The 26,113-nt window shown below is 66.8% G+C and carries 27 protein-coding genes; 9 read left to right on the top strand and 18 right to left on the bottom strand.

Features of this window, described 5'->3' with window-relative positions:
- Positions 1-3: 3 nt before the first annotated feature.
- The 8 genes from rplS to AC4PTO_RS02045 all read right to left on the bottom strand — a co-directional run bounded on the left by rplS (position 4) and on the right by AC4PTO_RS02045 (position 5,478).
- Entirely contained in the window at positions 4-381 is a 378-nt protein-coding gene (gene rplS / locus AC4PTO_RS02010) for a 50S ribosomal protein L19 (RefSeq protein WP_492731368.1), read from the bottom strand.
- 51 nt (positions 382-432) lie between these two features.
- Positions 433-1,266 (bottom strand): tRNA (guanosine(37)-N1)-methyltransferase TrmD, encoded by an 834-nt coding sequence (gene trmD, locus AC4PTO_RS02015; protein WP_492731370.1) that lies wholly within the window; start codon positions 1,264-1,266, stop codon positions 433-435.
- A gap of 46 nt (positions 1,267-1,312) precedes the next feature.
- Positions 1,313-1,822: a ribosome maturation factor RimM gene (gene rimM / locus AC4PTO_RS02020; protein WP_492731371.1), complete on the bottom strand. Its 510-nt coding sequence runs from the start codon at positions 1,820-1,822 to the stop codon at positions 1,313-1,315.
- A 69-nt stretch (positions 1,823-1,891) separates the two neighbouring features.
- Complete coding sequence (gene rpsP / locus AC4PTO_RS02025) at positions 1,892-2,257, bottom strand: 30S ribosomal protein S16 (RefSeq protein ID WP_492731374.1); 366 nt, start codon at positions 2,255-2,257, stop codon at positions 1,892-1,894.
- A gap of 44 nt (positions 2,258-2,301) precedes the next feature.
- The gene (locus AC4PTO_RS02030; protein ID WP_492731375.1) at positions 2,302-2,598 is read right to left on the bottom strand and encodes a chorismate mutase; all 297 of its coding nucleotides are present in this window, start codon (positions 2,596-2,598) and stop codon (positions 2,302-2,304) included.
- 43 nt (positions 2,599-2,641) lie between these two features.
- The gene (locus AC4PTO_RS02035) at positions 2,642-3,184 is read right to left on the bottom strand and encodes a GNAT family N-acetyltransferase (RefSeq protein WP_492731377.1); all 543 of its coding nucleotides are present in this window, start codon (positions 3,182-3,184) and stop codon (positions 2,642-2,644) included.
- Complete coding sequence (gene ffh, locus AC4PTO_RS02040) at positions 3,181-4,680, bottom strand: signal recognition particle protein (RefSeq protein WP_492731379.1); 1,500 nt, start codon at positions 4,678-4,680, stop codon at positions 3,181-3,183. The genes AC4PTO_RS02035 and ffh overlap by 4 nt, the downstream gene beginning before the upstream one ends.
- 207 nt (positions 4,681-4,887) lie before the next feature.
- Positions 4,888-5,478, bottom strand: a complete 591-nt coding sequence (locus AC4PTO_RS02045) for an FMN-dependent NADH-azoreductase (protein WP_492731380.1) — start codon at positions 5,476-5,478, stop codon at positions 4,888-4,890.
- 98 nt (positions 5,479-5,576) lie between these two features.
- Between AC4PTO_RS02045 and AC4PTO_RS02050 the strand changes: the two genes are divergently transcribed.
- On the top strand, positions 5,577-6,467 hold the full coding sequence (locus AC4PTO_RS02050) for a LysR family transcriptional regulator (protein WP_492731382.1): 891 nt from the start codon (positions 5,577-5,579) through the stop codon (positions 6,465-6,467).
- Here AC4PTO_RS02050 and AC4PTO_RS02055 read toward each other — a convergent pair.
- Genes AC4PTO_RS02055 through AC4PTO_RS02070 form a run of 4 tightly spaced genes read right to left on the bottom strand, consistent with a single transcriptional unit; the run spans position 6,464 to position 11,267 of the window.
- Positions 6,464-7,675 (bottom strand): OpgC family protein, encoded by a 1,212-nt coding sequence (locus AC4PTO_RS02055; RefSeq protein WP_492731384.1) that lies wholly within the window; start codon positions 7,673-7,675, stop codon positions 6,464-6,466. The two genes, AC4PTO_RS02050 and AC4PTO_RS02055, sit on opposite strands and share 4 nt — an antisense overlap.
- Entirely contained in the window at positions 7,668-9,473 is a 1,806-nt protein-coding gene (mdoH, locus tag AC4PTO_RS02060) for a glucans biosynthesis glucosyltransferase MdoH (RefSeq protein WP_492731386.1), read from the bottom strand. The genes AC4PTO_RS02055 and mdoH overlap by 8 nt, the downstream gene beginning before the upstream one ends.
- 4 nt (positions 9,474-9,477) lie before the next feature.
- Positions 9,478-9,666, bottom strand: coding sequence for a hypothetical protein (locus AC4PTO_RS02065; protein ID WP_492731388.1), 189 nt, complete (start codon positions 9,664-9,666; stop codon positions 9,478-9,480).
- On the bottom strand, positions 9,663-11,267 hold the full coding sequence (locus AC4PTO_RS02070) for an OpgD/OpgG family glucan biosynthesis protein (protein ID WP_492731389.1): 1,605 nt from the start codon (positions 11,265-11,267) through the stop codon (positions 9,663-9,665). The genes AC4PTO_RS02065 and AC4PTO_RS02070 overlap by 4 nt, the downstream gene beginning before the upstream one ends.
- 459 nt (positions 11,268-11,726) lie before the next feature.
- On the opposite strand from AC4PTO_RS02070, the gene AC4PTO_RS02075 reads away from it, so the two are divergent.
- From AC4PTO_RS02075 to AC4PTO_RS02100, 6 genes are read left to right on the top strand one after another with little or no spacing between them, the layout of a single operon-like run.
- Positions 11,727-14,651, top strand: coding sequence for a monovalent cation/H+ antiporter subunit A (locus tag AC4PTO_RS02075; RefSeq protein ID WP_492731391.1), 2,925 nt, complete (start codon positions 11,727-11,729; stop codon positions 14,649-14,651).
- Positions 14,651-14,998, top strand: a complete 348-nt coding sequence (locus tag AC4PTO_RS02080) for a Na+/H+ antiporter subunit C (RefSeq protein ID WP_492731392.1) — start codon at positions 14,651-14,653, stop codon at positions 14,996-14,998. Before AC4PTO_RS02075 ends, AC4PTO_RS02080 begins: the two co-directional genes overlap by 1 nt.
- A complete protein-coding gene (locus AC4PTO_RS02085; RefSeq protein ID WP_492731394.1) occupies positions 14,995-16,608 on the top strand; it encodes a monovalent cation/H+ antiporter subunit D in 1,614 nt (537 codons plus the stop codon). The genes AC4PTO_RS02080 and AC4PTO_RS02085 overlap by 4 nt, the downstream gene beginning before the upstream one ends.
- 12 nt (positions 16,609-16,620) lie before the next feature.
- Positions 16,621-17,112, top strand: a complete 492-nt coding sequence (locus AC4PTO_RS02090) for a Na+/H+ antiporter subunit E (protein WP_492731396.1) — start codon at positions 16,621-16,623, stop codon at positions 17,110-17,112.
- Positions 17,109-17,378, top strand: coding sequence for a K+/H+ antiporter subunit F (locus AC4PTO_RS02095; protein ID WP_492731398.1), 270 nt, complete (start codon positions 17,109-17,111; stop codon positions 17,376-17,378). The genes AC4PTO_RS02090 and AC4PTO_RS02095 overlap by 4 nt, the downstream gene beginning before the upstream one ends.
- A 7-nt stretch (positions 17,379-17,385) precedes the next feature.
- Entirely contained in the window at positions 17,386-17,787 is a 402-nt protein-coding gene (locus AC4PTO_RS02100) for a Na+/H+ antiporter subunit G (RefSeq protein ID WP_492733497.1), read from the top strand.
- 151 nt (positions 17,788-17,938) lie between these two features.
- On the opposite strand, the gene dapA is transcribed toward AC4PTO_RS02100, so the two are convergent.
- Positions 17,939-18,811, bottom strand: a complete 873-nt coding sequence (gene dapA, locus AC4PTO_RS02105; protein ID WP_492731399.1) for a 4-hydroxy-tetrahydrodipicolinate synthase — start codon at positions 18,809-18,811, stop codon at positions 17,939-17,941.
- A gap of 140 nt (positions 18,812-18,951) precedes the next feature.
- On the opposite strand from dapA, the gene AC4PTO_RS02110 reads away from it, so the two are divergent.
- The gene (locus AC4PTO_RS02110; protein ID WP_492731400.1) at positions 18,952-20,913 is read left to right on the top strand and encodes a lytic transglycosylase domain-containing protein; all 1,962 of its coding nucleotides are present in this window, start codon (positions 18,952-18,954) and stop codon (positions 20,911-20,913) included.
- Between the two features lie 6 nt (positions 20,914-20,919).
- Here AC4PTO_RS02110 and mnmC2 read toward each other — a convergent pair whose 3' ends face one another.
- A complete protein-coding gene (gene mnmC2 / locus AC4PTO_RS02115; protein WP_492731402.1) occupies positions 20,920-21,597 on the bottom strand; it encodes a tRNA (5-methylaminomethyl-2-thiouridine)(34)-methyltransferase MnmC2 in 678 nt (225 codons plus the stop codon).
- A 52-nt stretch (positions 21,598-21,649) separates the two neighbouring features.
- On the opposite strand from mnmC2, the gene AC4PTO_RS02120 reads away from it, so the two are divergent.
- Positions 21,650-22,705, top strand: a complete 1,056-nt coding sequence (locus AC4PTO_RS02120) for an NAD(P)/FAD-dependent oxidoreductase (protein ID WP_492731403.1) — start codon at positions 21,650-21,652, stop codon at positions 22,703-22,705.
- 2 nt (positions 22,706-22,707) lie between these two features.
- Here AC4PTO_RS02120 and AC4PTO_RS02125 read toward each other — a convergent pair whose 3' ends face one another.
- From AC4PTO_RS02125 to uvrC, 4 genes are all read right to left on the bottom strand, one after another.
- Positions 22,708-23,148, bottom strand: a complete 441-nt coding sequence (locus AC4PTO_RS02125) for a molybdenum cofactor biosynthesis protein MoaE (RefSeq protein ID WP_492731405.1) — start codon at positions 23,146-23,148, stop codon at positions 22,708-22,710.
- 2 nt (positions 23,149-23,150) lie between these two features.
- Positions 23,151-23,399 (bottom strand): molybdopterin converting factor subunit 1, encoded by a 249-nt coding sequence (gene moaD, locus AC4PTO_RS02130; RefSeq protein ID WP_492731407.1) that lies wholly within the window; start codon positions 23,397-23,399, stop codon positions 23,151-23,153.
- Complete coding sequence (gene pgsA / locus AC4PTO_RS02135) at positions 23,392-24,021, bottom strand: CDP-diacylglycerol--glycerol-3-phosphate 3-phosphatidyltransferase (RefSeq protein WP_492731409.1); 630 nt, start codon at positions 24,019-24,021, stop codon at positions 23,392-23,394. The genes moaD and pgsA overlap by 8 nt, the downstream gene beginning before the upstream one ends.
- 72 nt (positions 24,022-24,093) lie before the next feature.
- On the bottom strand, positions 24,094-25,983 hold the full coding sequence (uvrC, locus tag AC4PTO_RS02140; protein WP_492731411.1) for an excinuclease ABC subunit UvrC: 1,890 nt from the start codon (positions 25,981-25,983) through the stop codon (positions 24,094-24,096).
- Positions 25,984-26,113: the final 130 nt, after the last annotated feature.

Raw genomic sequence — 26,113 nt, forward strand, 5'->3', positions numbered from 1 at the left:
TCCTTACGCTTCGGCGAGGGGTTTGTAGTTGGTGACTTCGGCGATACGCGCCGATTTACCGCGACGATTGCGCAGGTAATACAGCTTGGCGCGACGCACGCGGCCACGGCGCACGACCTCGATCGAGTCGATATTGGTCGAGTAGAGCGGGAACACACGTTCCACGCCTTCGCCGAACGAGATCTTGCGGACGGTGAACGAGGCCGAGATCGTGCTGCCGCCCTTGCGGCTGATCACGACGCCTTCGTAGTTCTGCACGCGGGTGCGGGTGCCTTCGGTCACCTTGTAGCCCACGCGGACGGTGTCACCGGCCTTGAAGTCCGGAATGCTCTTGCCGAGGCTGGAAATCTGTTCCGCCTCGAGTTGCGCGATCAGGTTCATCGCGGTTCCTTTCTGTTGCTCACGGTTTTGTCCGTGAAGGTGTGCGCGTCCTCAGAGCTCCTGGTCTTCATCCGGGTCCCTGTTGTGCGCCGCACACCAAGCCCGCCAGAGGTCAGGTCGTCGTTCCTTTGTCAGCCTTTCGGCCTGTTCCCGCCGCCAGTCGGCAATTTTCGCGTGATGCCCGGACTGAAGCATTTCCGGTATCGCGCGGCCTTCCCAGATTGCGGGTCTGGTATACTGGGGATGTTCCAGAAGCCCGTCCGAAAAGGATTCCTCCTCGGTGGACGCCTGATTCCCGAGCACGCGGGGTATAAGTCGAACGGTCGCGTCAATCAAGACCTGAGCGGCGATCTCGCCCCCGGTCAGGACGAAATCCCCGATACTGACCTCTTCGACCCCGAAATGTTGCAAGGCGCGCTCGTCCACGCCCTCGAAACGGCCGCACAGGATGGTCATGCCGTCGGCCTGTGCAAAGCGGCGCGCCATGGCCTGGGTGAAGGCGCGGCCGCGCGGGGACATGTAGATCACCGGCCAGCGGGCGCGGTCTTCGGGCGTGCCAAGCGCGGCCTCGCCCAGGGCGCTGCCCACCACGTCGGGGCGCAGCACCATGCCCGCCCCGCCGCCGGCGGGCGTGTCGTCGACATTTCGGTGGCGGCCGATGCCATGCGGGCGCAGGTCATAGGTTTGAAGCGCCCAGAGCCCCTCTTGCAGGGCCTTGCCGGTCAGCGAAAGCCCCAGCGTTCCGGGGAAGGCCTCGGGGAAGAGCGTCACGATCCTTGCGGTCCATGCGCCCTTGACGCGCGGCGTCGGGGTCATCAGTTCGCGCGGCTTGACGGTGGCGGAAATGCTGATCCGGCCGTGGGATTTCGCAGGCTTGTCACTCATGTCGGGCGGCTTTCCGATCTGTCACCGGCAACGATCGCGCGGCGGTCTATTCAAGATCTTCGGGCGGGTCAGCGACGATGCGCCCCGCCGCCAGATCCACCGTCGGCACGGCGGCCCTGGTGAAGGGCAGAAGCAGCGCCTGCCTGCGGCCGGGGGCGAAGATCTCCAGAATGTCGCCCGCGCCATGGTTGTGGACCGCGCGCACCGTGCCAAGCGGCGCGCCGCCGGTATCGACCACGCTCAGCCCGATCAGGTCGGCGTGGTAGAATTCGTCATCGGGCAGCGAGGGCAGCCTGTCCCGGTCTGCCCAGAGCGTCACGCCCTTCAGCGCGTCGGCCTCTTCCTTGCTCGAGATGCCCGACAGGCGCGCGCCAAGGCCGCCTGTCACCGGCCGGGTCAGCCGCACGGTAAAGCTGCGCGCCCCGTCCTCGGTGTAAAGCGGGGCGTAAAGGGCGATATCCTCGGGCGAGGAGCAGAAGCTTTTCAGCCGCACCTCTCCGCGGACGCCAAAGGCGCCGGCGATGGCCCCAACGCAGATCCGATCTGTCTCGCTCATCTCGCCGCTCCGGATGCAGACAGGCCGGGCATGACTGCCCGGCCCGGATTGATCCCCGATTGCCGGGTCTTATTCCGCCGATTCCTCGGTGGCCGGAGCGGCGGCCTTGGCGGCCTTTTCCTCGGCGCGCTGCGTCGCTTTCGCGCCGGGCACGGCTTTCTTGAGGTTCTTGCGCTCGGCCTTCGGGCGGGCGCCGGCGGCTTCGAGGAAACGCGCCACGCGGTCGGTGGGCTGTGCGCCCTGGCTCAGCCAGTATTGCACGCGCTCCATGTTCATCTTCACGCGGTCTTCGCTGTCCTTGGCCAGCAGCGGGTTGTAGGTGCCCAGCTTCTCGATGAAGCGGCCATCGCGCGGCATGCGCGAATCCGACGCGACGATCGAGTAATGCGGGCGCTTCTTGGAACCCCCACGGGCGAGGCGGATCTTCATAGCCATGTCAGTATCTCCTTTGGATGGCTGGTTGCCGGGCGTCTGGCCCGTCAGTTCTGGAATTGCTCGTGATGCCGGATGACTTCCGAAATCACGAAGTTCAGGAATTTGCGTGCGAAGGCGGGGTCGAGCCCGCTTTCCTCGGCCATGCGTTCCAGCCGCGCGATCTGCCTGGCTTCGCGCGCGGGGTCCGAGGGCGGCAGCATGTGCTCGGCCTTCAGGCGGCCCACCGCCTGGGTATGGGAAAACCGTTCGGCCAGGGTGTAGATCAGCACCGCATCCAGCCGGTCGATGCTTTCGCGGTGCTCCTTGAGCACTTCGGCGGCGCGGGTCACGGGATCGGTCATGCGAAGCTCCGGGCGGATGGACGGGGGGTGGCGGGGCAGGGCGTCATGCGGCGGCCTCGTCGGGACGGGGGTGGCGATAGGCGGCGCAGCCGGTGTCGTTGCGCGGCGTGGCCGCGCTGTCGTCGCGCCGCGCGCCCAGCCGTTCGGCCAGGGCGATCGAGCGGGTGTTCTCATGTGCGATATAGCTGACGGCGGTATGCCAGCCGAGCCGGCGGAAGGCGTGGTCTATGGCGCAGCGCGCGGCCTCGGCCACATAGCCGCGGCCCTCGTCGCCGGGGGCCCAGACGGACCAGCCGATTTCGAATTCGGGCCAGCCGGCGGGGGCCCAGGGGCCGGTCATGCCAAGCGCGCGGTCGCTGTCATGCGTGGTGAAGACGAAGCTGCCCCAGCCGCGCATGACCCAATGGCCGATCACGCCCGCCCAGGCACGCCAGGCGGTTTCCTCGTTGATGCGGGGATCGGCGCGCATCCACACCCCGCGCTCGGACTGGATGAAGTCACGCCACGCCGGCCAGTCCCGCGCCGCCGGGGCGCGCAGGACAAGGCGTTCCGTTTCCAGAACCGGAGTGGGCGACAGCGCGATCATTTCTTCTTGCCAAGCCCCAGGCCGGACAGCCCCGCGGGAAGCTTCATGCCGCCCCCCATGCCGGGCAACTGGCCCATGTTGCCCATCTTGCCCAGTTGCTGTTGCAGCTCGGCCGGGTCGACATTGTTCAGGTCGGGCATGCCGCCCTTGCCCATCATGCCCTTCATCGCCTGCTTGAGCATGCCGCCCTTGCCCATCTTGCCCAGCTTCTTCATTGTGTCCGCCATCTGGCGGTGCATCTTCAGAAGGCGGTTCAGCTCGCTCACCTCAAGGCCGGCGCCCGCCGCGATGCGCTTCTTGCGGCTGGCCTGAAGCATGTCGGGATTGGCGCGTTCCTTCTTGGTCATCGAATTGATAAGCGCGATCTGGCGGCGGATCGTGCGGTCGTCAAAGCCCGCATCCTCGGCGGCTTTGGCCATCTTGCCCATGCCCGGCATCATGCCCATGACGCCCTGCATGCCGCCCATCTTCAGCATCTGGTCCAACTGCCCCTTGAGGTCGTTCATGTTGAACAGGCCCTTCTGGAAGCGCTTCATCATGCGCTCGGCCTGCTCGGCCTCAAGGGTTTCCTGCGCCTTCTCGACAAGGGCCACGATATCGCCCATGCCAAGGATGCGCCCGGCGATGCGGCCGGCCTCGAAGGTTTCCAGCGCGTCCATCTTTTCGCCAAGGCCGACGAAGCGGATCGGCTTGCCGGTGACCGCGCGCATCGACAGCGCCGCACCGCCGCGCCCGTCGCCATCCATCCGCGTCAGCACCACGCCCGAGATCCCGACCTTGCTGTCGAACTCGGTCGCCACGTTCACCGCGTCCTGCCCGGTCAGCCCATCGACGACCAGAAGCGTTTCGCGCGGGGCGGCCACGTCGCGGACGGCCTGCACCTCGTCCATCAGGACTTCGTCGATATGCAGCCGCCCGGCGGTATCAAGCATGTAGACGTCATAGCCGCCAAGCGTCGCCTGCTGCTTCGCCCGCCGGGCGATCTGCACGGCGGTTTCGCCCTTCACGATGGGCAGCGTGTCCACGCCGATCTGGGTGCCGAGGATCGCAAGCTGCTCCATCGCCGCGGGGCGGTTGGTATCAAGCGAGGCCATCAGGACGCGCTTCTTGTCGCGCTCTTTCAGGCGGCGGGCGAGTTTCGCGGTGGTGGTGGTCTTGCCCGAGCCCTGAAGCCCGACCATCAGGATCGGCGCGGGCGGGTTGTCGATCTTCAGCGCGCCGGCATCGTCCTCGCCCGAGAGCACCTTGACCAGTTCGTCATGGACGATCTTGACGACCTGCTGGCCGGGGGTCACCGATTTCGTGACCGCAGCGCCGGTGGCCTTCGCCTCGACCGCCTTGATGAAATCGCGCGCCACGGGCAGGGAAACGTCGGCCTCCAGCAGCGCCACGCGCACTTCGCGCAGCGCGGTGCGCACGTCGTCCTCGGACAGGGCGCCCTGTTTCGTCAGCCGGTCGAACACGCCGCCAAGGCGTTCTGACAGGTTCTCGAACATATCGCGACCCTCCTTCGGGCGGGTGCCGGCAGGACCGGCGGAAAACGACAAGCGCACCAGTGGGCGCAACGCGCTGACTGGTGGCGATCCCCGCTTCTTGCGGGGACCGAAGGCATCGGGCCTTCGGGGAATCCCGGCTCATCTATGGAAAAAGGGCCCCGGAGTCAACCGGAGCCCCTGGATTGCATTGCAAGAAACCGCCCGCGATCAGGCGGCGATCGCGTCCACCGCGGCCTCGGCGCGCGACAGCGTGTCCTCGGGGGCAAAGACCATGCGGTCGGCGGCCACGAATTCCACGTCGGTGATGCCGAAGAAGCCCAGGATATGGCGCAGATAGCCCGAGGCGAAGTCGATCTCCGAGCCGAACCCGGTCCCGTCCGAGGACAGCGCGACGATCGCGCGCTTGCCGGTCAGCAGGCCCACGGGGCCGGTCTCGGTATAGGTGAAGGTTTCGCCCTTGCGCGCAAGCTGGTCGATCCAGGCCTTCATGTGCGACGGCACGCCGAAATTGTAGATCGGCAGGCCGATGACGATGATGTCGGCGGCGCGCATCTCGTTCAGGTATTCGTCGGCCTGGGCGGCGATGGCGGCCTGTTCGGGGCTGCGCTGTTCGGCGGGGGTGTAGATCGCGCCAAGCCAGGTGGCGTCGATCGGGGCGACGCCTTCGGCAAGGTCGCGCGTGGTCACGGTGGCGCCGGGATTGGCGGCCTCGAGGCGGTTCACGATACGGTCGGTCAGGCGGCGCGAGACCGAACCGTCGGTCTTGATCGTCGCGTCGACGCGGAGGATATGGGTCATTGCTCTGGGCTCCTGAATGGGTATGAGGGGGAAAATCGTCTCTTGCCCGCGCGAACGCAATGGCCAAGAATGCACCATGTCTGTTCTTTGGTGCACATATGGGACTTGAAAACTGGGATGAGATCCGCACCGCCTATCAGGTCGCGCGGATCGGCACTGTTTCGGGCGCGGCCGAGGTGCTGGGCGTGCATCATGCCACCGTGATCCGCCATATCGACGCGCTGGAGGGGCGGCTTGGGGCCAGGCTGTTCCAGCGCCATTCGCGCGGCTACACCCCGACCGAGGCGGGCCTGCAGCTTCTGTCCGTCGGGCAGGCGACCGAGGATCAGTTCTCGCAGCTGGCCGCGCGGATCGCGGGCGCGGGCGAAGAGGTGACCGGAGAGCTGATCGTGACCTCGCTGCCGACCCTTGCGACGCTGGTCCTGCCCGCGCTGGGCCGGTTGATGGTGGACCATCCCGGCCTGCGGCTGCGCTATCTGACGGATCAGCGGATCTTCCGCCTGGAATATGGCGAGGCCCATGTGGCGATCCGCGCCGGAACCCGCCCGGCGGAACCCGATAACGTCGTGCAGGTGCTTGCCAGCCAGCAGCACGCGCTTTACGCCGCCCCCGCCTATGCCGAGGCGCATGGCCTGCCCGAAACCGCCGAGGATCTGGCCCGGCACCGGTTCATCGGTCCCGATGCGCAGGATAGCCGCGCGCCCTTCTTCCGCTGGCTTTCAGAGCGTATCCCGCCCGAGAGGTTCGTGTTCCGCTCGAACGAGGCAGAGGCCCAGACCAGGGCGATCCGCCTTGGCATCGGCCTTGGCTTCCTGCCCGTGCACGAGGCCCGCGCCGGGAACGGCCTTCTCGAGGTGATGGGACCGAAGCCGGAATGGGATGCGCCGCTGTGGCTGGTGACGCATGTCGATTTGCACCGCACGCCGAAGGTGCAGGCGGCACTGGCCGCGCTGAAAGAGGCGGCCGCGGCCTGCGGCCCGGCGGCCTAGCGCGCCGGGGTCGCAACCCATTTCGGGCCCGGCTGGGCCGGCGGTTCCGTGGGTGTCGCTGAAAGGGCTGCGGCCGCGCGCTGTGCCGCTTTGGGCGACAGCCTTTCGCGGGCCGCTGCAAAGGCCCATTGCAGCGCAAGCCCGCCCAGGATCAGCGCGGTATCCTGCCAGATCCCGGCCGGGTGCACCGCCTTGACCGCTTGGGCGAAGATCGCCAGCACCGTGCCAAGCGCGAAGACGGGCAGCCCCTGGCGGCCCAGAAGCCGGATCGGCGCCACCACGCGCGAGGCCGCGATGCGCGGCACAAGCCCCGGCATGCTGAGCACATAGGCAAGCGCCATGATGTGCAAGAGGCGCGGCCCCGACACGAAGGTCTTGTCGAAATCCACCAGCCAGAACGGCGCCCCCCATTGGCGGAACTGCCAGATCACATGGCCCAGCCCCTTCAGCATGGCGTCCGACTTGACCCAGACAAGGCAGAAGACCAGCCAGCCGGCCGCGGCCCAGAACAGCCATTGCCGCTGCGGAACGAAGCGCCGCCCCTCGCGCAGGGCAAGCCCGGTCAGAATGCCAAGGGTGAACAGCAGCTGCCACGCCAGCGGGTTGAAGAACCATCCGCCCTCGAACGGATAGTTCGGGAAATTGAGCCGGAACGTGCCCACCAGCGCCCAGAACCCGACCGAGCCGATCAGCAGCCAGCCCGGCCGCACCTGCCCCAGCCGGATCAGGAAGGGGGCGGCCAGAAGAAGCGCCGCATACATCGGCAGGATGTTCACATAGCCAAGCTGGTGGCCAAGCGTGACGATGCCGATCAGGAAGGCCAGCGGCTCTTCGGTCAGGGGGCGGAAGGCGTTCTTCGTCAGCAGCACATCGGCCCCGAACCACAGCGCGGCGGCGGAGATGATGCCGATCGCCCAGGCCGCGGTCATGATATGGACCAGGTAAAGCAGCCAGGACCGCCCCCAGATCCGCGAGACGGTGGGCCATCGCGGGGACCGGGCAAGCCCCGGCCCATAGGCAAGCGCGGCTGCCACGCCCGACATGAAGACAAACCCCTCGGCCGCGTCGGAGAACCCGAAATTGCGTGAGGTGAAATGCTCGTAGACCGTGCCGGGGACATGGTTGATGAAGATCATCACCAAGGACAGGCCGCGGAAGAAATCCAGCCGCGGATCGCGTGTGCCGGGGGGAATCGGGCTGTTACGCATGGGCGACCTCGGGGACGGGGGCGGGCGCCGGGGCACCGGCGGCGGCAGGGGGGGCGAACTGCGCCGACCAGCGCTCGAAGATGCGCTCTTGCGCCAGCATGACGGGGGCGGGGGCGTATTCCGTGGGCACGGCCATCAGCATGCTGTTGCTGTCGCGCGAGGACCAGCCGAGGATCAGCGGCGCCAGGATCATCGGCACGCCCACCGGCAACAGCCACAGCAGCAGGCCCGGCGCGAAGGCCCAGGTCGCGGCCAGCCCCAGAAGGCCGATGGTGACGATCCAGTGCGATGCGGCGAAGGACTCGGCCAGTGTCAGCCGCCCGTCGCCCCGGTTGTTGGTGGGCCAGCCGCCATCGCGCCCCAGCAGGACCTGAATGACCGAGCGGGTGGCGAAAAGCAGCAGGATCGGCGCGGTCAGGGACGAGAAGACAAGCTCGGCCAGCGTCGAGGCGAAGGCGATGAACGGCCCGCCGAAGCCGCGCGTCTGCCCGCTCAGGCTTGCCCGCGCGGCGATCAGGATCTTGGGCAGGAACAACAGTCCGAAAATGCCGATGGCCAGCCCGATGGCCTTCGAGGCGCCCGAAGGCGGGAAATAGGGGAAGGGCCAGTAAGGCTCGGGGAAATAGTCCGGCGGCGGCGCGACCAGCGGCGCCGCGATCGAGGCCAGGATGAAGCCCAGCCAGAAAAGCGGGGCGATATAGGCCATGATCCCCTGCGCGAAGACAAAGCGCGACCAGGCCCTCAGCCCCGGCGCGCCGATCACGCGCGCATGTTGCAGGTTGCCCTGGCACCAGCGGCGGTCGCGCTTGGCGTGGTCGACGATGTTCTCGGGGCCTTCCTCGTAGCTGCCGCCCAGATCGTCATCCAGCCGCACGATCCAGCCCGCGCGCGCCAGAAGGGCCGCCTCGACGTAATCATGGCTCATGATATGGCCACCGAAGGGGGGCCGGCCCGACAGTTCGGGCAGCCCGCAGCTTTCGGCGAAGGCGCGCACCCGGACCATGGCGTTGTGGCCCCAGAAGGGGCCGGCTTCGCCCTGCATCATCGCAAGGCCGCGCGCGAAGACGGGCGAGAAGAAGCTGGCCGAGAACTGCATCGCCCGGCCAAAGCGCGAGCGCGCATTGATGACGCGCGGCAGGGTCTGCAACAGGCCAAGGCGTGGCTCGGCCTGCATGCGGCGCACCATCTCGACGATGGTTTCGCCCTCCATCAGGCTGTCGGCGTCAAGGATCAGGGCATAGTCGTAGGCGGCGCCCGAGCGGCTGATGAAATCCTCGATATTGCCGGCCTTCTTGCCGGTATTAAGCGTGCGCCGGCGGTAGAAGAACCGCCCCAGCCCGGCGCGCTCGGTTACCAGATGGGCGAAAAGCGCCTCTTCGCGCCGGGCGATCGCCTCGTTGCGGGTGTCCGACAGGATGGCGAAGTGGAAGGCCTCTGCCTCTGCGGTTGCGGCAAGCGAGGCATCCATCGCCGCCACGCGCGCGAAAGTGGCAAGCGGATCTTCGTTATAGACCGGCATGAGGATGACGCAGCGCCCCGTGATCGGGCGGTCACGGTCGATCGCGGGCGGTCTGGGGCGGGTCGTCAGTCCGATCAGCGCCTGAACCGCGCCCCAGGCCAGCCAGAGCGTCGAGATCAGGATCAGCAGCGCGCGCACCACATCAAGCGCGTCCAGCCCGTCGGCATCGCCGAATTGCAGGAACAGGACGAAGGCGCCGAACCCCGCCAGCACGCTTGCCAGAAGCGCCGAAGCGCGCAGCCCCGTCAAGGCCACGCGCTTTATGTGCAAGCCGGACATGGCGTCAGCCTTTTGCGCCCGTCGGCGCGGGCGGGCGGGGCAGGAATGCCGACAGGATCCGGCGCAGCAGGCCGGTTCTTGCCTCAAGGACCTGCCGCGGCATGGCAAGCGGCGCATCGGGAAGTGCGCAGGGCCCCGCGATCAGATCCTCGGGCGTGAGCGTGCCGGTGATTGTCGGGTATTGAGCGGTCATGCCTTGATCCATTGATAAAGCCAGGTTTCCGAGAGCTTGCGATCGAAACCCGCGACATGGGCGGAAAGTTCCACGGTGGCCGCATCGGCGGCCTTCACATCCAGCACAAGGCGCCAGACGCCTTCGGAGGGGATGGCGGAAAGCGTCTTCGTCACGATCTCGCCACCCGAGGCGGTGACGACGGCTTCCAGCTGGTCGGCCTGGTCGGCGGGAAGGCTGCCCAGCAGGCCGCCCACGAAGTCGATGACGAACTTGCGCGTGCCCTCGGTATTCTCGACACCGGACACGCCGCCGACGCCCGCGCGGGTCTCGAGCACATGGGCGCGGTCGTCCCGCGGGTCGGGCGGCAGGTCGCCCCACAGCAGCCGATACGAGAATTCGCGCGCATCGCCGGCCCGTGCCGGGGCCTCGGGCACCCAGAAGGCGACGATGTTGTCGTTGACCTCAAGGTCCGAGGGGATCTCGACCAGCCGCACGGCGCCGCGGCCCCAGTCGCCCATCGGCTGCACCATCAGCGAGGGGCGGCGTTCGTAATGCGCCGCGGCGTCCTGATAATTGGCAAAGTCGCGGTCGCGCTGGAAAAGGCCAAAGCTCTGCGGCGCCACCTCGGTTAGGTAGCTCGACGCAAGGTGCGGCGGGTTGGCCAGCGGGCGCCAGAGCCGGTCGCCGTTGGCCCGCACGATGCCCAGCCCGTCGCTGTCATGCACGTTGGGGCGGAAATCGTCGAAGGCATGGCGGTTGCGTTCGGCGAACAGGAACATCGAGGTCAGCGGCGCCACGCCAAGCTGCTCGACATCGGTGCGGAAGAACAGCCGCGCGGTGACCTCCATCGCTGTATTCGCGCCGGGCGTGATGACGAAGCGGTAGGCCCCGGTCAGGGATGTGCTTTCCATCGCGGCGTAAAGCACGATGCTGCCCGCCTCGCTGGCCGGGCGCTCGATGTAGAAGCGGGTGAAGCGGGGGAACTCTTCGGCCACCGAAAGCCCGGTATTGACCGCAAGCCCGCGCGCCGAAATGCCATAGGCCGATCCGCGCCCGAGCGCGCGGAAATAGGACGCCCCCTGGAAGGCCACAAGCTCGTCGAACACGTCGGGGCGGTTCAGGGGATAATGCAGGCGGAAGCCCGCCACGCCGGGCAGGGGCGCATGTTCGGGAACGCGGTCGCGTGCCTCGCGCTCGTAGATGAAATCGTCGGTGTCGAAGGCCATCAGTTGCGACTGGTCGCCCATCACCTCGTAGATCAGCACCGGGTCCTTGAACAGCCAGCCCATATGGAAGGCATGCATGCGGAAGCGGCTTGCCTCGGTATCGGCCCAGCGGGCGCGCTCGGGGTTAAAACGGATCAGGCGGTAATCGTCATAGGTTAGGTCGTCCAGAAAGCTTTTGGGCTGTTCGGCGTGCTGCGGTTCGCGTGCGGCAAGTGCGCGCATCTCCTCGGCCAGAATGTCGAACGAGAATTGCTGCGTTGCGGCAATGGAGGCTGCGGGTGCGGCAGGTGCCGGCGCGGCCGCTTCCTGGGCGCGGGCCACACGCGGCAGCGCAGTGGCGCCCAGCAGCATGGCCCCCGCGGACAGGCCCGCAAGCAGGCTGCGGCGGGTCATTTCAGGAGCGGTGGTAGAACAAGCTGCGCGCATCTATTTTCCAAGTTATCCCAGACAGTTCCGGCCAATATGTCAGACCGGTGGACGGCGATCCATAGCCACAGCTTAGGCATTCTTGCAAGTCCGCTATGAGGCCGGGGCGCTCAAACGCGCGTTACAGGCGCGCGATCTGCGCTTTGTTGCCGAGAGCGGCGCCCGAAAGGCGCGGGAATGTGCCGCTTTGCGCTTGGCGCGGAATTATGTTGCCAGATTGTTTTGCATCCGCAGCATCGAGGATGGTGGCCGCAAGACCCGAATTGCCACGGTGGGCCGTTTTCGCGGGGCCGGTGTCGCGAATCGGTCCCGTTTGTCTTGACACCCCAAAGGCGTTGAACCAGTTAGGTAATACCCGCGCCGAAGGCCTCGCTTCCTGATCGCACGCGCCCGAAGGCCCGCATTCGAACGGACCAGAGAAAACGCATGTCGCCAGCCCTTATCGCCGCCCTTCCGTTTTTGGGATCCCTGCTTCCCGCATTGCTGATCCGCACCGGACGCAGTCATGCCGCCATTTCCGCGGGCGTGATCAGCGGGCTTGCGCTGTTGGGGCTTTTGCTGAACGCCCCGGCCATCCTGCGCGGAGAGGTGATCACGGCGCGGTTCGACTGGCTGCCATGGCTGGGGCTGAACGCGAATTTCATGATCGACGGGCTGGGGCTTCTGTTCGCCTCGCTGATCCTGGGGATCGGGCTGCTGATCATTCTTTACGCCCGGTTCTACCTGTCCAAGGACGATCCGGTCGGCCAGTTCTACACCTACCTGCTGTTGTTCCAGGGCGCGATGGTCGGCATCGTGCTTTCCGACAACATCCTGCTTTTGCTGATTTTCTGGGAGCTGACCTCACTGTCTTCCTTCTTGCTGATCGGCTACTGGAAGCACCTCCCCGAAGGGCGGCAGGGCGCGCGCATGGCGCTGACGGTGACGGGCCTTGGCGGGCTTTCGATGATTGCGGGGATGCTGATCCTGGGCAATATCGCGGGCAGCTACGACATCAGCGCGATCCTGCAATCGAAAGAGGCGATCCAGGCCTCGCCCTATTACCTGCCCGCGCTGATCCTGATCCTTGGCGGCGCCTTCACCAAATCGGCGCAGTTCCCGTTCCATTTCTGGCTGCCCCACGCGATGGCGGCGCCCACGCCGGTTTCGGCCTATCTGCATTCGGCCACCATGGTGAAGGCGGGGCTTTTCCTCATGGCGCGCCTGTGGCCGGTGCTGTCGGGCACGCCCGAATGGTTCTACATCGTCGCCACGACGGGCCTTGTGACCATGCTGGTGGGCGCCAAGATCGCGATCTTCAAGGACGATCTGAAGGCGCTTCTGGCCTTTTCGACGGTCTCGCATCTGGGGCTGATCACCTTCCTTCTGGGGCTGGGAACCGAGGCGGGCGCGGTCGCGGCGGTGTTTCACATCATCAATCATGCCACCTTCAAGGCCGCCCTGTTCATGAGCGCGGGGATCGTGGACCATGAAACCCATACCCGCGACATCAAGCGCCTTGGCGGGCTGCGCCACCTGATGCCGGTGACCTTCACCATCGCCACCGTCGCGGCGCTGTCGATGGCGGGGATTCCGCTGCTGAACGGGTTTTTGTCGAAAGAGATGATGCTGGAAGAGGCGTCGCATACGCTCTGGGCGGGCAACGGCTGGATCGTGCCGGCGCTTGCGGCCATTGCCGCGCTGTTCTCGGCCACCTATTCGTTCCGCTATATCGCGCATGCCTTCCTTGGTCCGGTGCGCGACGACTATCCGCACAAGCCCCACGATCCGGGCTTCGGCATGTGGGCCGCGCCGGCCTTCCTTGTCGTGCTGGTGGTGGCGATCGGCATCATGCCGATGACCTTCGCGGGCCCGATCCTGGAGGCGGCGGCCAATGCGGTCGTGGGGGGCGGGCTGCACATGCATCCGGTCAAGCTGTGGCACGGGTTCACGCCCGCGCTGTGGATGTCGGTCTTTGCGGTGGTGGGCGGCCTTGTGGTGCTTGGCCAGCACCGGCGGCTGGAGGCGCTGTGGCTTGCCACCCCGCGCCCCGAGGCGAAGGCTGTCTTCGACGCGCTGGTCGGGGCCTGCGTGCGCGGTGCCACGCGCTTCACCTCGGCGCTGCATAACGGGTCGATGGCGCGCTATCTGCTGATCTTCGTGCTGGCCGCGCTGGCCGCGGGGATCTGGGCCTGGACGACCGGGGAGCAGGGGCCGCCGACCCGTGCGATGCTGCCGATCACGCCGGTCGCGGCCGCGGCCTGGGTGACGCTGCTGGTGGCGACGGGCTGCGTGGTGGCCTATCACCGCAACCGCCTACTGGCGCTTGTGCTGATCTCGATCGTCGGGCTGATCGTGTCGCTGAGCTTCGTGTATCTCTCGGCCCCCGACCTTGCGCTGACGCAGATCTCGGTCGAGGTGGTCACCGCGGTCCTGATGCTGCTGGCGCTGAATTTCCTGCCCAAGATCACCCAGCCCGAAACCCGGCTGATCAAGCGCCGCTTCGATGCGCTGGTGGCCGTGGCGGGCGGGCTTGGAACCGGCCTGCTGATCTATGCGCTGATGGTGCGCGACTTCGCCTTCCCGACGATGTCGGAATACCACCTGGCCAACAGCTACAAGCTGGGCGGCGGCACCAATGTGGTCAACGTGATCCTGGTGGACTTCCGCGGCTACGATACGTTCGGCGAGGTCATCGTGCTCGGCATCGCCGCGCTTGTCATCTTCGCGCTGACCGAGGCGCTGCTGACCGGCGCCTCGTCGCGCAAGCTGATCGCCTGGCGCCCCGATGTCGCGCGCGCGGGCGACAAGCACCCGCTGATGCTTCTGGTGGCGACGCGGGTGATGATGCCCATCGCGCTGATGATGGCGGTCTTCATCTTCCTGCGTGGCCACAACCTGCCCGGCGGCGGCTTCATCGCGGGGCTGGTGGCGGCGATCGCGCTGGTGATGCAATACATGGCCTCGGGCTTTGCCTGGACCCAGGCGCGCCAGAAGGTCTATTACCATGTGCTGATCGCGCTGGGCGTGCTGGCGGCGGGCATTACCGGCATCGGCGCGCTGTTCAACGGCCTGCCGTTCCTGACCTCGGATTTCGGCTATTTCCGCATCCCGCCCTTCGAGAAGTTCGAACTGGCCACCGCGATGGGTTTTGACCTTGGCGTGTTCCTCGGTGTCGTCGGCTCGGTGATGCTGGCGCTTGGCGGGCTGTCGCGGCTGGCACGGCGCGCGGCCGTCGGGGACGAGGGGTTCCACGTCGTGGCCGAGAAACCCGAAGCGCGCGAGATGGCGGGGCATGTCCCGCGCGAGGTGGGCCTTGCGGGGGCCATGCTGCGACGGCAACGCAAAGACGGTTCCGAGGAGGGCATCTGATGGAAGCGCTGGTAGCAAGCGCCATCGGCGTGATGACGGCGGCGGGGATCTATCTGATCCTGCGCCTGCGGACCTTCCCGGTGGTTCTGGGCATGGCGATGCTGTCCTATGCCGTGAACGTGTTTCTGTTCGCCACCGGGCGGCTGGCGGTGAACATGCCGCCGATCCTTGATCACCTGGGCGAGGCGACGCCGGGCTATACCGATCCGATCCCGCAGGCGCTCGTGCTGACCGCCATCGTGATTTCGTTCGGGATGACGGCGGTGGTCGTGATGCTGTCGCTTGGCGCTTTCATCGAGGCAGGCAATGACCGCATCGACCTCGGGGACGAGGAGAGCGAATCGTGAATCACTGGATCATTGCGCCGGTCGTCCTGCCGGCATTCCTTGCCCCGCTGATCGTGTTGTGGATGCGCTATGACCTGCGCACGCAGCGCATCTTCTCGGTCGCGGGGATGGTCGCGCTGCTGGCGGTCACGATCAAGCTGATGGTGGATGCATCGTCCGGCGCGCCCGAGGTTTATCGTCTGGGCAACTGGGAGGCGCCGTTCGGCATCGTCCTGGTGCTTGACCGCCTGTCGGCGCTGATGCTGGTGCTGAATGCCGCGCTTGGCCTTGCGGTGGTGCTCTATGCCCTCGGCTCCGGCTGGGACCGCCGCGGCTGGCATTTCCATTCCCTGATGCAGTTCCAGATGATGGGCATCAACGGCGCGTTCCTGACGGGCGATGCGTTCAACCTGTTCGTGTTCTTCGAGGTCCTGCTGATCGCCTCTTACGGGCTGATGATCCATTCGGGCGGCGAGGCGCGGCTGAAGGCGGGCGTGCAATATGTCGTCTACAACCTTGCGGGATCGACCCTGTTCCTGTTCGCGCTTGGCACGATCTATTCGGTGACGGGATCGCTGAGCATGGCGGATCTGGCGCAGAAGGTCGCCGTGATGCCGGCGGCGGAAACCGGGCTGATCCGGGTGGGCGCGATCCTTCTGATGCTGGTCTTCGCGGTGAAGGCCGCGCTGGTGCCGCTGCAATTCTGGCTGCCGGCCACCTATGTGAACGCGCCGGGGCCGGTCGCCGCGCTGTTCGCCATCATGACCAAGGTCGGGGTCTATGCGATCGTTCGGGTCTATACGCTGGTCTTCCCCGAGGGCGGCACGATCGGTGGGCTGGCCTCCGAGGTGCTGATGCCCGCGGCGCTGCTGTCGCTGGTCATCGGCATGGTGGGGGTTCTGGGCGCGCGCGATCTGGGGCGGCTCGTGGCCTATTCGGTGATCGGCTCGGTCGGCACGATGATGCTGGCCTTCGCGCAGTTCGATCAGGCGGCAACCGGCGCGGGGCTTTACTACATGGTGCATTCGACCTTCGCCGCGGCCGCGCTGTTCCTTGTGGCCGATCTGGCGAAGGAACGCCGCGGCGCGCCCGGCCTTGCGCTGATCCCCGCGCCGCCGATCGCGGCGAACGGGCTGATCGCGTCGATGTTCTTTGCCGGGGCCATCGCCATGGCGGGGATGCCGCCGCTGTCGGGCTTTCTGGGCAAGCTGATGATTCTGGACGCGACGCGCGGGCAATGGCTGATCTGGGTTACGATCCTCGTGACCTCGCTGATCGCCATCGTCGGGTTCGGCCGCGCCGGCTCGATCGTCTTCTGGAAGGCCTATGCCACCGAGGGCGACCGGGCGCCGGTGCCCGAGGCCCCCTCGCAGGGGCTGGCCTTCACGGCGGCCGGGGGGCTTCTGGCGGTGCTCGCCGCGCTGACGGTCTTTGCGGGCCCCGCCTCGCACTGGCTGCAAGGCACAGCTGCGCAGATCCACCATCCGCAGGCCTATATCGACGCGGTGATGGAGGGCGCGGCCGAGCGCGCCGCAAACGCGACCTCGGGGCATGACGATCACGACGCGGACGAAGCCGCGCATGAGGGGGGTGACGCGCCCCCCGCCGCGCAAAGCGAAACCGGGCACTAGGGCGGAGGGCACATGCTGAAACGGATCTTCCCGCACCCCTATCTTACCACGCTGCTGACGGCGGTCTGGCTGATGCTGGCCAATGCCTATACGCCGACATCGCTGGCCTTCGGGCTGCTGCTGGGCATCGTGATTCCGATGCTGACGGCACCTTACTGGGTCGACCGGCCCAGCATCCGCAACCCCGCGATGATCGTCGAATATATCGCGGTGGTCCTTTACGACATCGTCGTGGCCAATATCACGGTGGCGCGGATCGTGCTGTTCATGCGCAACGAGAACATGCGCCCGGCCTGGATCACCGTGCCGCTGGAACTCAGCTCGCCCGAGGCGATCACCGTCCTTGCGGGAACCATCACCATGACCCCCGGCACGCTGAGCGCCGAACTCGCCGCCGACGGGCACAGCCTTCTGGTCCATTGCCTGCACGCGCCCGAACCCGACAGCGTGCGCGACGAGATCAAGCACCGCTACGAGCGCCGCCTGAAGGAGATTTTCGAATGATCACCTATGCGCTGATGTTCGCGATCGCCTGCTTTACCCTGGCGCTCCTGTTCAATCTCTACCGCGTGGTGCATGCCCCCGGCGTGACTGACCGCCTGCTTGCGCTCGATACGATGGTGATCAACACTATCGCGCTTCTGGTGCTGTTCGGGATCGCCGAGAATACGGCGATATTCTTCGAGGCGTCGGTGCTGTTTGCCATGGTCGGCTTCGTCTCGACCGTCGCCTATGCCAAGTTCATCCTGCGCGGCGATATCATCGAGTGAGGGAATGATGGAACTTTTCTGGGAAATCGTCATCTCGGCGCTCATGGTCATCGGGGGGGTGTTCGGCCTTGTCGGATCTTATGGCCTGGTGAAACTGCCCGACCCGATGACGCGGCTGCACGCACCAACCAAGGCCACGACCGTGGGGGTCGGCAGCGTGCTGATCGCCTCGATGCTCTATTTCGCGGTGTTCCGCGATGATCTCAGCCTGCACGAGCTGATGATCACGCTGTTCCTGTTCCTGACCGCCCCGATCACCGCGCATTTCATCGCCAAGGCGAACATGCATCGTGACTGGAAGGCGGAAGACCTTCCGCGCCCCCAGGGCGACGGGCAATGGGCGATCTATGAAATCGACTCGGACACTTCGGCGGAAGAACTCGACGAGGCCGAAGAGGCGGAAAGCTGAGCGCGAACCGTCCGAAGCCGGGGGCTTCGCGCCCCCGGACCTCCGCGGGATATTTGTGCGAAGATGAAGCGCAGGGCTTTCACCTTTGAAAAAATATCCCCGCCGGAGGCAAGCTGCGGCGGGGCTTGACGGTTCGGTTGGCCAGGGCGCTTCAGATCAGCCCGGCATGCTTCATGGCCGCGTCGATCTGGGTTTTGGTGCTGTCGAGAAGCTCGGTCAGCGGCAAGCGCACCTCGGCAGTACATTTGCCAAGTTGCGACAAGGCGTATTTCGCGCCGGCAACGCCGGGTTCCACGAAGATCGCGGTATGAAGCGGCATCAGGCGGTCCTGATACTCCAGTGCCTTGGCATAATTGCCCTGCAGCGTCGCTTCCTGAAATTCGGCGCAGAGGCGGGGGGCCACATTCGCGGTGACCGAGATGCAGCCCACGCCGCCATGGGCGTTGAAGCCGAGCGCGGTTGCGTCTTCGCCGGAAAGCTGGACGAAATCCTTGCCGCAGGCCTCGCGCTGCTGGCTCACCCGCTCGATCTTGCCGGTGGCGTCCTTGACGCCGATGATGCGTGCAAGCTGCGCAAGCGCGCCCATGGTTTCGGGCGTCATGTCGATGACGGACCGGCCGGGGATGTTGTAGATGATGATCGGCAGGTTGCAGGCATCGTGCATCGCGGTGAAATGCGCCAGCATCCCGCGTTGCGTCGGCTTGTTGTAATAGGGGGTCACCACAAGCGCCGCGTCCGCCCCGGCAGCCTCGGCGTGGCGGATCAGCCTGATCCCCTCGGTGGTCGAGTTCGACCCCGCCCCGGCGATGACCGGAATGCGGCCCGCCGCGGCCTTCACCACCTCGGAGACGACCTGCATATGTTCGTCATGGCTCAGCGTGGGGCTTTCGCCGGTCGTGCCCACCGGCACGAGGCCGTGGCTGCCTTCGGCGACATGCCACTCCACAAGCTTCTTGAGCGCGTCCAGATCCAGCTTGCCGTCCTTGAACGGCGTGATCAGCGCGGGAAAGGACCCTTTGAACATGACACGCTCCTTGCGTCGGGGCGGATTCGCCCGGTGGAAATCGCGCGGACCATAGGCGAGGCGCAGGCGCTTGCCAAGTTTGTGAATTGCATGACATGCCGGGGGCAGGCAGGAAGAGGGAAACCGGTGCAGGCGGGGCAATGATACGCAGGCTTCTAAAATCGGCGGCGTTGGCCGCGATCGTCGTTACATGGACGGCGCCAGGGGCCTTGGCCGAAGATGCCGCGGGCCTTGCGCTGGCCTTGCAGGCGGTGGCGCAGAAGGACTGGGCCGGGGCGGAAAGCGCGGCCCGCACGGCCGGGCCCCTGGCCTTCGACATCGTGGAATGGCACCGCCTGCGGGCTGGGGAGGGGGCCTTTCCTGCCTATGCCGATTTTGCTGCCCGCCGTGCCGACTGGCCGGGAATGGAGCTGTTGCACCGCCGGGGCGAGGCAAAGCTGGACGGGGCCGCGCCCGATCGGGTGATCGCGTATTTCAAGGGTATGGCGCCCCAGACCGGAACCGGCGCGCTGGCGCTGGTGGCCGCCCATGAGGCGCGCGGCGAAGGCGCGCAGGCCGCCGCCGCGGCCGAGGCCGCCTGGCGCAATCTTGACCTGAACGAGGCCGATCAGGAGGCGTTTCTGACGCGCTATGGCCGGCATGTCGCGCCCCATCACGGCGGGCGGATGGCGGCGATGCTCGATCTCGGGCGGCGCGAACAGGCGCGTCGGATGCTTGATCATGTCACGCCGGGAACCAAGGCCGTGGCCGAGGCGCGGCTGGCGCTTCAGGCCAACGGGTCGGGGGTGGATGCCCGTATCGCCGCCGTGCCGGAGCGGATGATGGGATCGGCCGGGCTGGCGCTTGACCGGGCGAAATGGCGTTGGCGCAACGGCGCCGAGGAGGGGGCGGCCGAGCTGATCCTTGAGCGCTCGGACAACGCCGAAAGCCTGGGCCGGCCCGAGCTGTGGGCCGATCTGCGCGCGGCCCTTGCGCGATGGGATCTGCGCCGGGGCGATGCGCGCCGCGCCTACAAGATTGCCGCCCGCCATCGGCTGGGGCCGGAATTCGCCGGCGATTATGCCGATCTGGAATGGCTTGCGGGCTATGCCGCGCTGAAGCTTGGCGATGCGCCGACCGCGCTGACGCATTTCGATGCACTGATGGCGGCGGTGCAAAGCCCGATCAGCCTGTCGCGGGCCGGTTACTGGAAGGGCCGCGCGCTTGAGGTGATGGGCAAGGCCGATGCGGCGCAGGCCGCCTATCGCGCCGCCGCCGCCTATCAGACCGCGTTCTACGGGCTTCTGGCGGCCGAGCGTGCGGGGCAGGAAATCGATCCGGGGTTTGCCGTTCCGGCCCCCTTGCCGGACTGGCGCGGCGCGGGCTTCGTGCAATCGCCGGTGTTTCAGGCCGCGGTGCTGCTGCACGAGGCCGGTCAGCGCGACCTGGCGGATCGTTTCCTGCTGCACCTGTCCGAAACGCTTTCGGTCGACGATACGGCCCGTCTGGCGGGGCTGGCGCTGGAATGGGACGAGCCCTATCTGGCCCTGCGCCTTGGCAAGCGCGCGGCGGAATCGGGGGCGATGCTGGTTTCCGCCTATTACCCGCTGTCGGGGATCGGGGGCGCCGATCTTGGTGTTCCGGGCGAGCTTGCCCTGGCCATCGCGCGCCGGGAAAGCGAGTTCGACCCCTCGGTCGTGTCGCCTGCCGGTGCGCGCGGGCTGATGCAGCTTATGCCCGGCACGGCAAAGCTGATGGCCGAGCGGCTGTCGCTGGCCTATGAGCCCGGCAAGCTGACCACCGATCCAGTCTATAACGCGCGGCTTGGCACGGCCTATCTGTCGGTCCTGCGCGAAGAGTTCGGCCCCTCTCCGGTGCTGGTGGCGGCGGGCTACAATGCCGGTCCGGGGCGGCCCCGCCGCTGGATCGAGGAGATGGGCGATCCGCGCCAGCCAAGTGTCGATGTGGTGGACTGGATCGAGATGATCCCGTTCAGCGAAACCCGCAACTATGTCATGCGGGTGTCCGAAAGCCTGCCGGTCTATCGCGCGCGTCTGGGGCGGGCGGACAAGGGGGCGCTGCGCTTCAGCGCCGAGTTGCGCGGCCTCGATCCCGCGCGCTGAGTGCGCTTAGCCCGTTGCGGGCAGGGTGCCCCGGCTCATGTGTCGCTTGCGGCCATGCCCCGGCGCGCGACTGACGGCGAAGCCTGCATCGGCAAGCGCGCGGCGCACGAAGCCCGCCGCGGTATAGGTGGCAAAGCTGCCCCCCGGCGCGGTGTGGCGCGCGACCTCGGCCATCAGTTCCGGCCCCCACAGCTCGGGGTTGCGGGCGGGTGAAAAGCCGTCGAGATACCAGGCATCGGCCTGCCCGGACCAGCCGGGAAGGGTTTCGCGCGCATCGCCGATGATGACCTCTGCCTCGATGGGGCCAAGCGAAAAGCGCCGCGCGCCCGCTTCCCATGCCGCAAGGAAGGGGGCGGCGATGGCGGCGGCCTCGGGGAAGGCCTGCAAGGCGCGCGCGATATCGGGCGCGGCAAGGGGGAAGGCCTCGAAACTGGTATAGCGGAGCGGGATGTCGCCCGCCGCAATGCGCGTGGCCAGAAGGTTCAGCCCGGTGCCGAAGCCCAGCTCGGCGATGTGAAAGCCGGGGCGCAGCCGCGCGGGCAGGTCATTGCCCGCGATAAACACATGGCGCGTCTCGGCCAGCCCGTCGGCAAGGCTGAAATAGGGATCCTCGAACCGGGTCGAGACGGGGATGGTCCCGTCGCGCCAGGAAAGGTCCGGCTTGCTCTGGTCTGTGTCGTGCATTGGCGGTAGGTAGCCCCTGGATCCGCGCGGACCATGACGAAGGAGGCCGGCGATGGCAACGGGCAATCGGATCGAGGTGACGGTGCGGGGCGGCGGCGTCTTCGGCCTGGCCTGCGCGTTCATGCTGGCGCGGCGTGGCGCCCGGTTGCGCCTGATCGAGGAGGATCGGATCGGCGCGGGGGCCTCGGGCGGACATGTGGGGGCGCTTTCGCCGCATGTTCCCGAACAGTGGAATCTGAAAAAGCAGTTCCAGCTGGAAAGCCTGCTGATGGCCGAGGGGTTCTGGGCCGATGTCGCGGCGGTCGGGGGCGGGGATGCGGGATATGCCCGGATCGGCCGGCTTCAGCCGCTTGCGGGCGATGCGGAGGTGGCGCGGGCCGGGGCGCGCGCGCTTGGCGCCGCAGAGCATTGGGGCGATCACGCGGTCTGGCGCGTGGCCGATCGCAGCGCCTTCGGCGCGTTCGCGCCGCACTCGGCCTCGGGCCGGGTGATCCATGACACGCTGAGCGCGCGGGCCAGCCCGCGCCGGGCGGGGGCGGCGCTTCTGGCGGCGCTGCGCGCCCTTGGCGCCGAGATCGTGCTGAGCGACGGACCCGAGGAAGGGGCCGTGCTGCACGCGACCGGTGTGGCGGGGCTGGCCGCGCTGTCGGATGCCTTCGCCCGTCCGATGGGCAACGGGGTGAAGGGCCAGTCGGCCCTGATGCGCCATGATGCGGGGGCGGGGGCGCCGCAGATCTATGCCGAGGGGCTGCATATCGTGCCCCATGCGGATGGAACCGTTGCCATCGGCTCGACCTCCGAGCGGGATTACGACGCCCCTGACACCACCGATGCGCAGCTTGAGGCGCTGATCGCGCGCGCCCGCGCGGTCTGTGCCCCGCTGCGCGATGCCGAGGTGATCGACCGTTGGGCGGGGTTGCGCCCGCGCGCGCCAAGCCGCGCCCCGATGCTGGGCGCATGGCCCGGTCGGCCCGGCCATTTCATCGCCAATGGCGGCTTCAAGATCGGGTTTGGGATGGCGCCGAAGGTGGCCGAGGTCATGGCCGACCTGATCCTTGAGGGGCAGGACGACATCCCCGCGGGCTTTCGCGTCGAGGATAACCTGTAGCCCTACCAGCGCTTCAGCGCGGCTTCGTCGGCATCCTTCGCGGCGACCCAGCTTTCGCCTTCGGGGCCGATCTCCTTCTTCCAGAAGGGCGCGCGGGATTTGAGGTAATCCATCAGGAACTCGGCCGCGGCGAAGGCATCGGCGCGGTGGCGCGCGGCGGTGGCGACCATCATGATCGTCTCGCCCACGGTCAGGCGGCCGTAACGGTGGATCACCAGCGCATCGGCCAGCGTCCAGCGCGCCATCGCCTCTTGCGTGATGGCGGCGATGGCGCGTTCGGTCATCGCCGGGTAATGCTCGATCTCAAGGGCCTGCATCCGGCCGCTGTCATCGCGCACGAGGCCCGCGAAGGTGACGACGGCCCCGACATCGCTGCGCCCCGCGCCGAAACCGGCGGCTTCCGCCCCAGGATCGAACGGGGCCTCTTGCACCGAGATGCGCATCTTTAGCCCCCGGTCATCGGCGGAAAGAAGGCGACCTCGCGCACGCCGGAAAGGGGCGCGTCGAAATCCGCAAGCTCCTGGTCCAGCGCCACGCGCAGCGCGGAAATGTCGGCGAAGGCCGCGGCATAGCGATCCTCGCGCGCGCGCAGCTCATCGACCAGCGCGGCAACGGTCGCGGCCTGGCTGTCCACCCGTTCGCGCGCCAGCCCGATCCGTTCGCGCACCCATGCAAAGTAAACAACGTCAATCATGAGGGTTGTCCTTCAGGAAAGGCAGTGCCTTGCGGAAATAGTCCCACCCGGTCAGCGCCGTCAGCACCGCGGCCACCCAGATCAGCGCAAGCCCGACATGGTTGGCCATGTCGGCCGGCGTCATCCCCGTGGGCAGGTCCCCTTCGCCCGCACGCGGCGCGCGGCCCTTTTCCAGAAAATCGAGCCCGGTTCCAAGGAACAGCGTGGCGATCGCCACCATCTGTGCGGTCGTCTTCCATTTCGCCAGGTAGGTGACCTTCAGCTTGCCCGCATCGGCCCCGATGAATTCGCGCAGCCCCGAGACGAAGACCTCGCGGAAAAGGATCACGGTCGCGGGCAGGATCAGCCAGGGGTTCATGCCCGAATAGCCCGTCAGCACCACCAGCGCGATCACCACCATCGCCTTGTCCGCGATCGGGTCCAGCATCGCGCCGAACTTCGATTCCTGCTTCCACGCCCGCGCCAGATAGCCGTCGAACCAGTCGGTGATCGCGGCGATGACGAACAGCGCCAGGGCGAACCAGTCCGCCCAAGGGCGCTGGAAATACAGAAACATCACGGCCACGCCGGGCGCCGCAATCAGCCGTAAAACGGTAAGTATGTTGGGCAGATTCCAGATCATGTGCGCACCGTAGCCGGGCTTTCACACAGAGGGAAGGGGGCAGAGCGGCCGCGTGCCGGACGCGCGCGCGGGCTAGCCCCTGGGGTTGAAGAAATCGTGGATCGTCTGCGCCATGGCCTCGGAAATCCCCGGAACGGCGCGCAGATCGGACAGCCCGGCACGCCCGACGGCCTTGGCGCTGCCGAAATGCGTCAGAAGCGCGCGCTTGCGCGCCGCGCCGATGCCCGCGATCTCGTCCAGCGGGGTTGCGCCGATCGCCTTGGAGCGCCTGGCGCGATGCGCGCCGATCGCCCATCTGTGCGCCTCGTCCCGAAGCCGCTGGACGAAATAGAGGACCGGATCGTTCATCCGCAGCGCGAAGGGCCTTTGGCCGGGGCGGTGGAACTCTTCCTTGCCGTGGTCGCGGTCCACCCCCTTGGCGACGCCCACCATCGCGATGTCCTCGACCCCCATCTCTTCCATGATCGCCTGCACTGCCGAGACCTGCCCCGCGCCGCCGTCGATCAGCAGAAGGTCGGGCCAGGCATCGGTTTCGCGGTTCGGATCTTCTTTCAGAAGGCGCGTGAAGCGGCGGCTCAGCACCTCTTTCATCATGCCGAAATCGTCCCCCGGCGTCAGATCCTTCCCGCGGATGTTGAACTTGCGGTATTGCGACTTGATGAACCCGTCGGGGCCGGCCACGATCATGCCGCCCACCGCATTCGTTCCCTGGATGTGCGAGTTGTCATAGACCTCGATCCGCCGGGGCGGGGCGTCAAGCGCGAACGCCTCGGCCAGCCCGTCCAGAAGCCGGGCCTGGGCGGCGCTTTCACTCATCTTGCGGGCAAGGCTTTCGCGGGCGTTGCGGGCGGCATTCTCGACCAGCTCGGCCTTTTCGCCGCGCTTGGGGACGGCCAGCTCGACCTTGCGGCCCGCACGTTCGGACAGAAGGTTGACCATCAGATCCTCGTCCCCGATCGGGTGCGACAGCAGGATCAGCCGCGGCGGGGTCTTGTCGGCATAGAACTGCGCCAGGAAAGCCTCGAGCACCTCGGGCTCTTCGGCGCCCGAGCCGGTGCGCGGATAGTAATCGCGGTTGCCCCAGCTTTGATGGGCGCGGATGAAGAAGACCTGAACGCAGGCCTGCCCGCCCTCCATGTGCAGCGCGATCACGTCGGCCTCGGCCACGCCGCGCGGGTTGATGCCCTGCGCGCTTTGCACGTTGGTCAGCGCGCGGATGCGGTCGCGCAGGGCGGCAGCACGCTCGAACTCCATCGCGTCGGATGCAGCGGCCATTTCGGCGGCCAGATGTCTCTGGATCTCGGTCGACTTGCCGCGAAGGAAGCGTTCGGCATCGGCCACGAGATTGGCGTAATCCTCCTTGTCGATGCGGCCGACGCAGGGCCCCGCGCAGCGCTTGATCTGGTAAAGCAGGCAGGGCCGCGTGCGGCTTTCGAACATCGCGTCCGAGCAGTTGCGCAACAGGAACACGCGTTGCAGATGGTTCAGCGTGCGGTTCACCGCGCCGGCGCTTGCAAAGGGGCCGTAATAGTCACCCTTTTCCGACTTCGCGCCGCGATGCTTCTTGATCTGGGGAAAGTCGTGCGATTTTGCCACAAGGATGTTGGGAAAGCTCTTGTCGTCACGCAGCAGCACGTTGTAGCGCGGCTTGAGCTGCTTGATGAGGTTCTGTTCCAAGAGCAGCGCTTCGGTCTCTGTCCGGGTGGTCAGGAACATCATCGAGGCGGTTTCGCGGATCATCCGCGCGATGCGCGCCGAATGCCCCGTGGGCCGGGCATAGTTCGACACGCGGGCGCGCAGGTTGCGCGCCTTGCCGACATAAAGCACCTCGTTCTGGGCGTTCAGCATGCGGTAGACGCCGGGCGATCCGTCCAGCGTTTTCAGGTATCCCTGCACCACATCGTGGCCGCTTGGCGTGGCGTTTGGTGGCTTGTCGGGGGATTGCGATGCGTCGGGTGTCATTGGTCTTACGATTCTCTGCTGTGCTGCAATCTTACGCGACGCGGATCAAGAGGAAACCTGTCCACCGTTTTTGTGGATAACTCTGTTGGAAAGATTTACCGATCACGGAATCTTCCTTGTTTTCGGCCCG

The sequence above is a fragment of the Rhodobacter maritimus genome, from assembly GCF_058747975.1.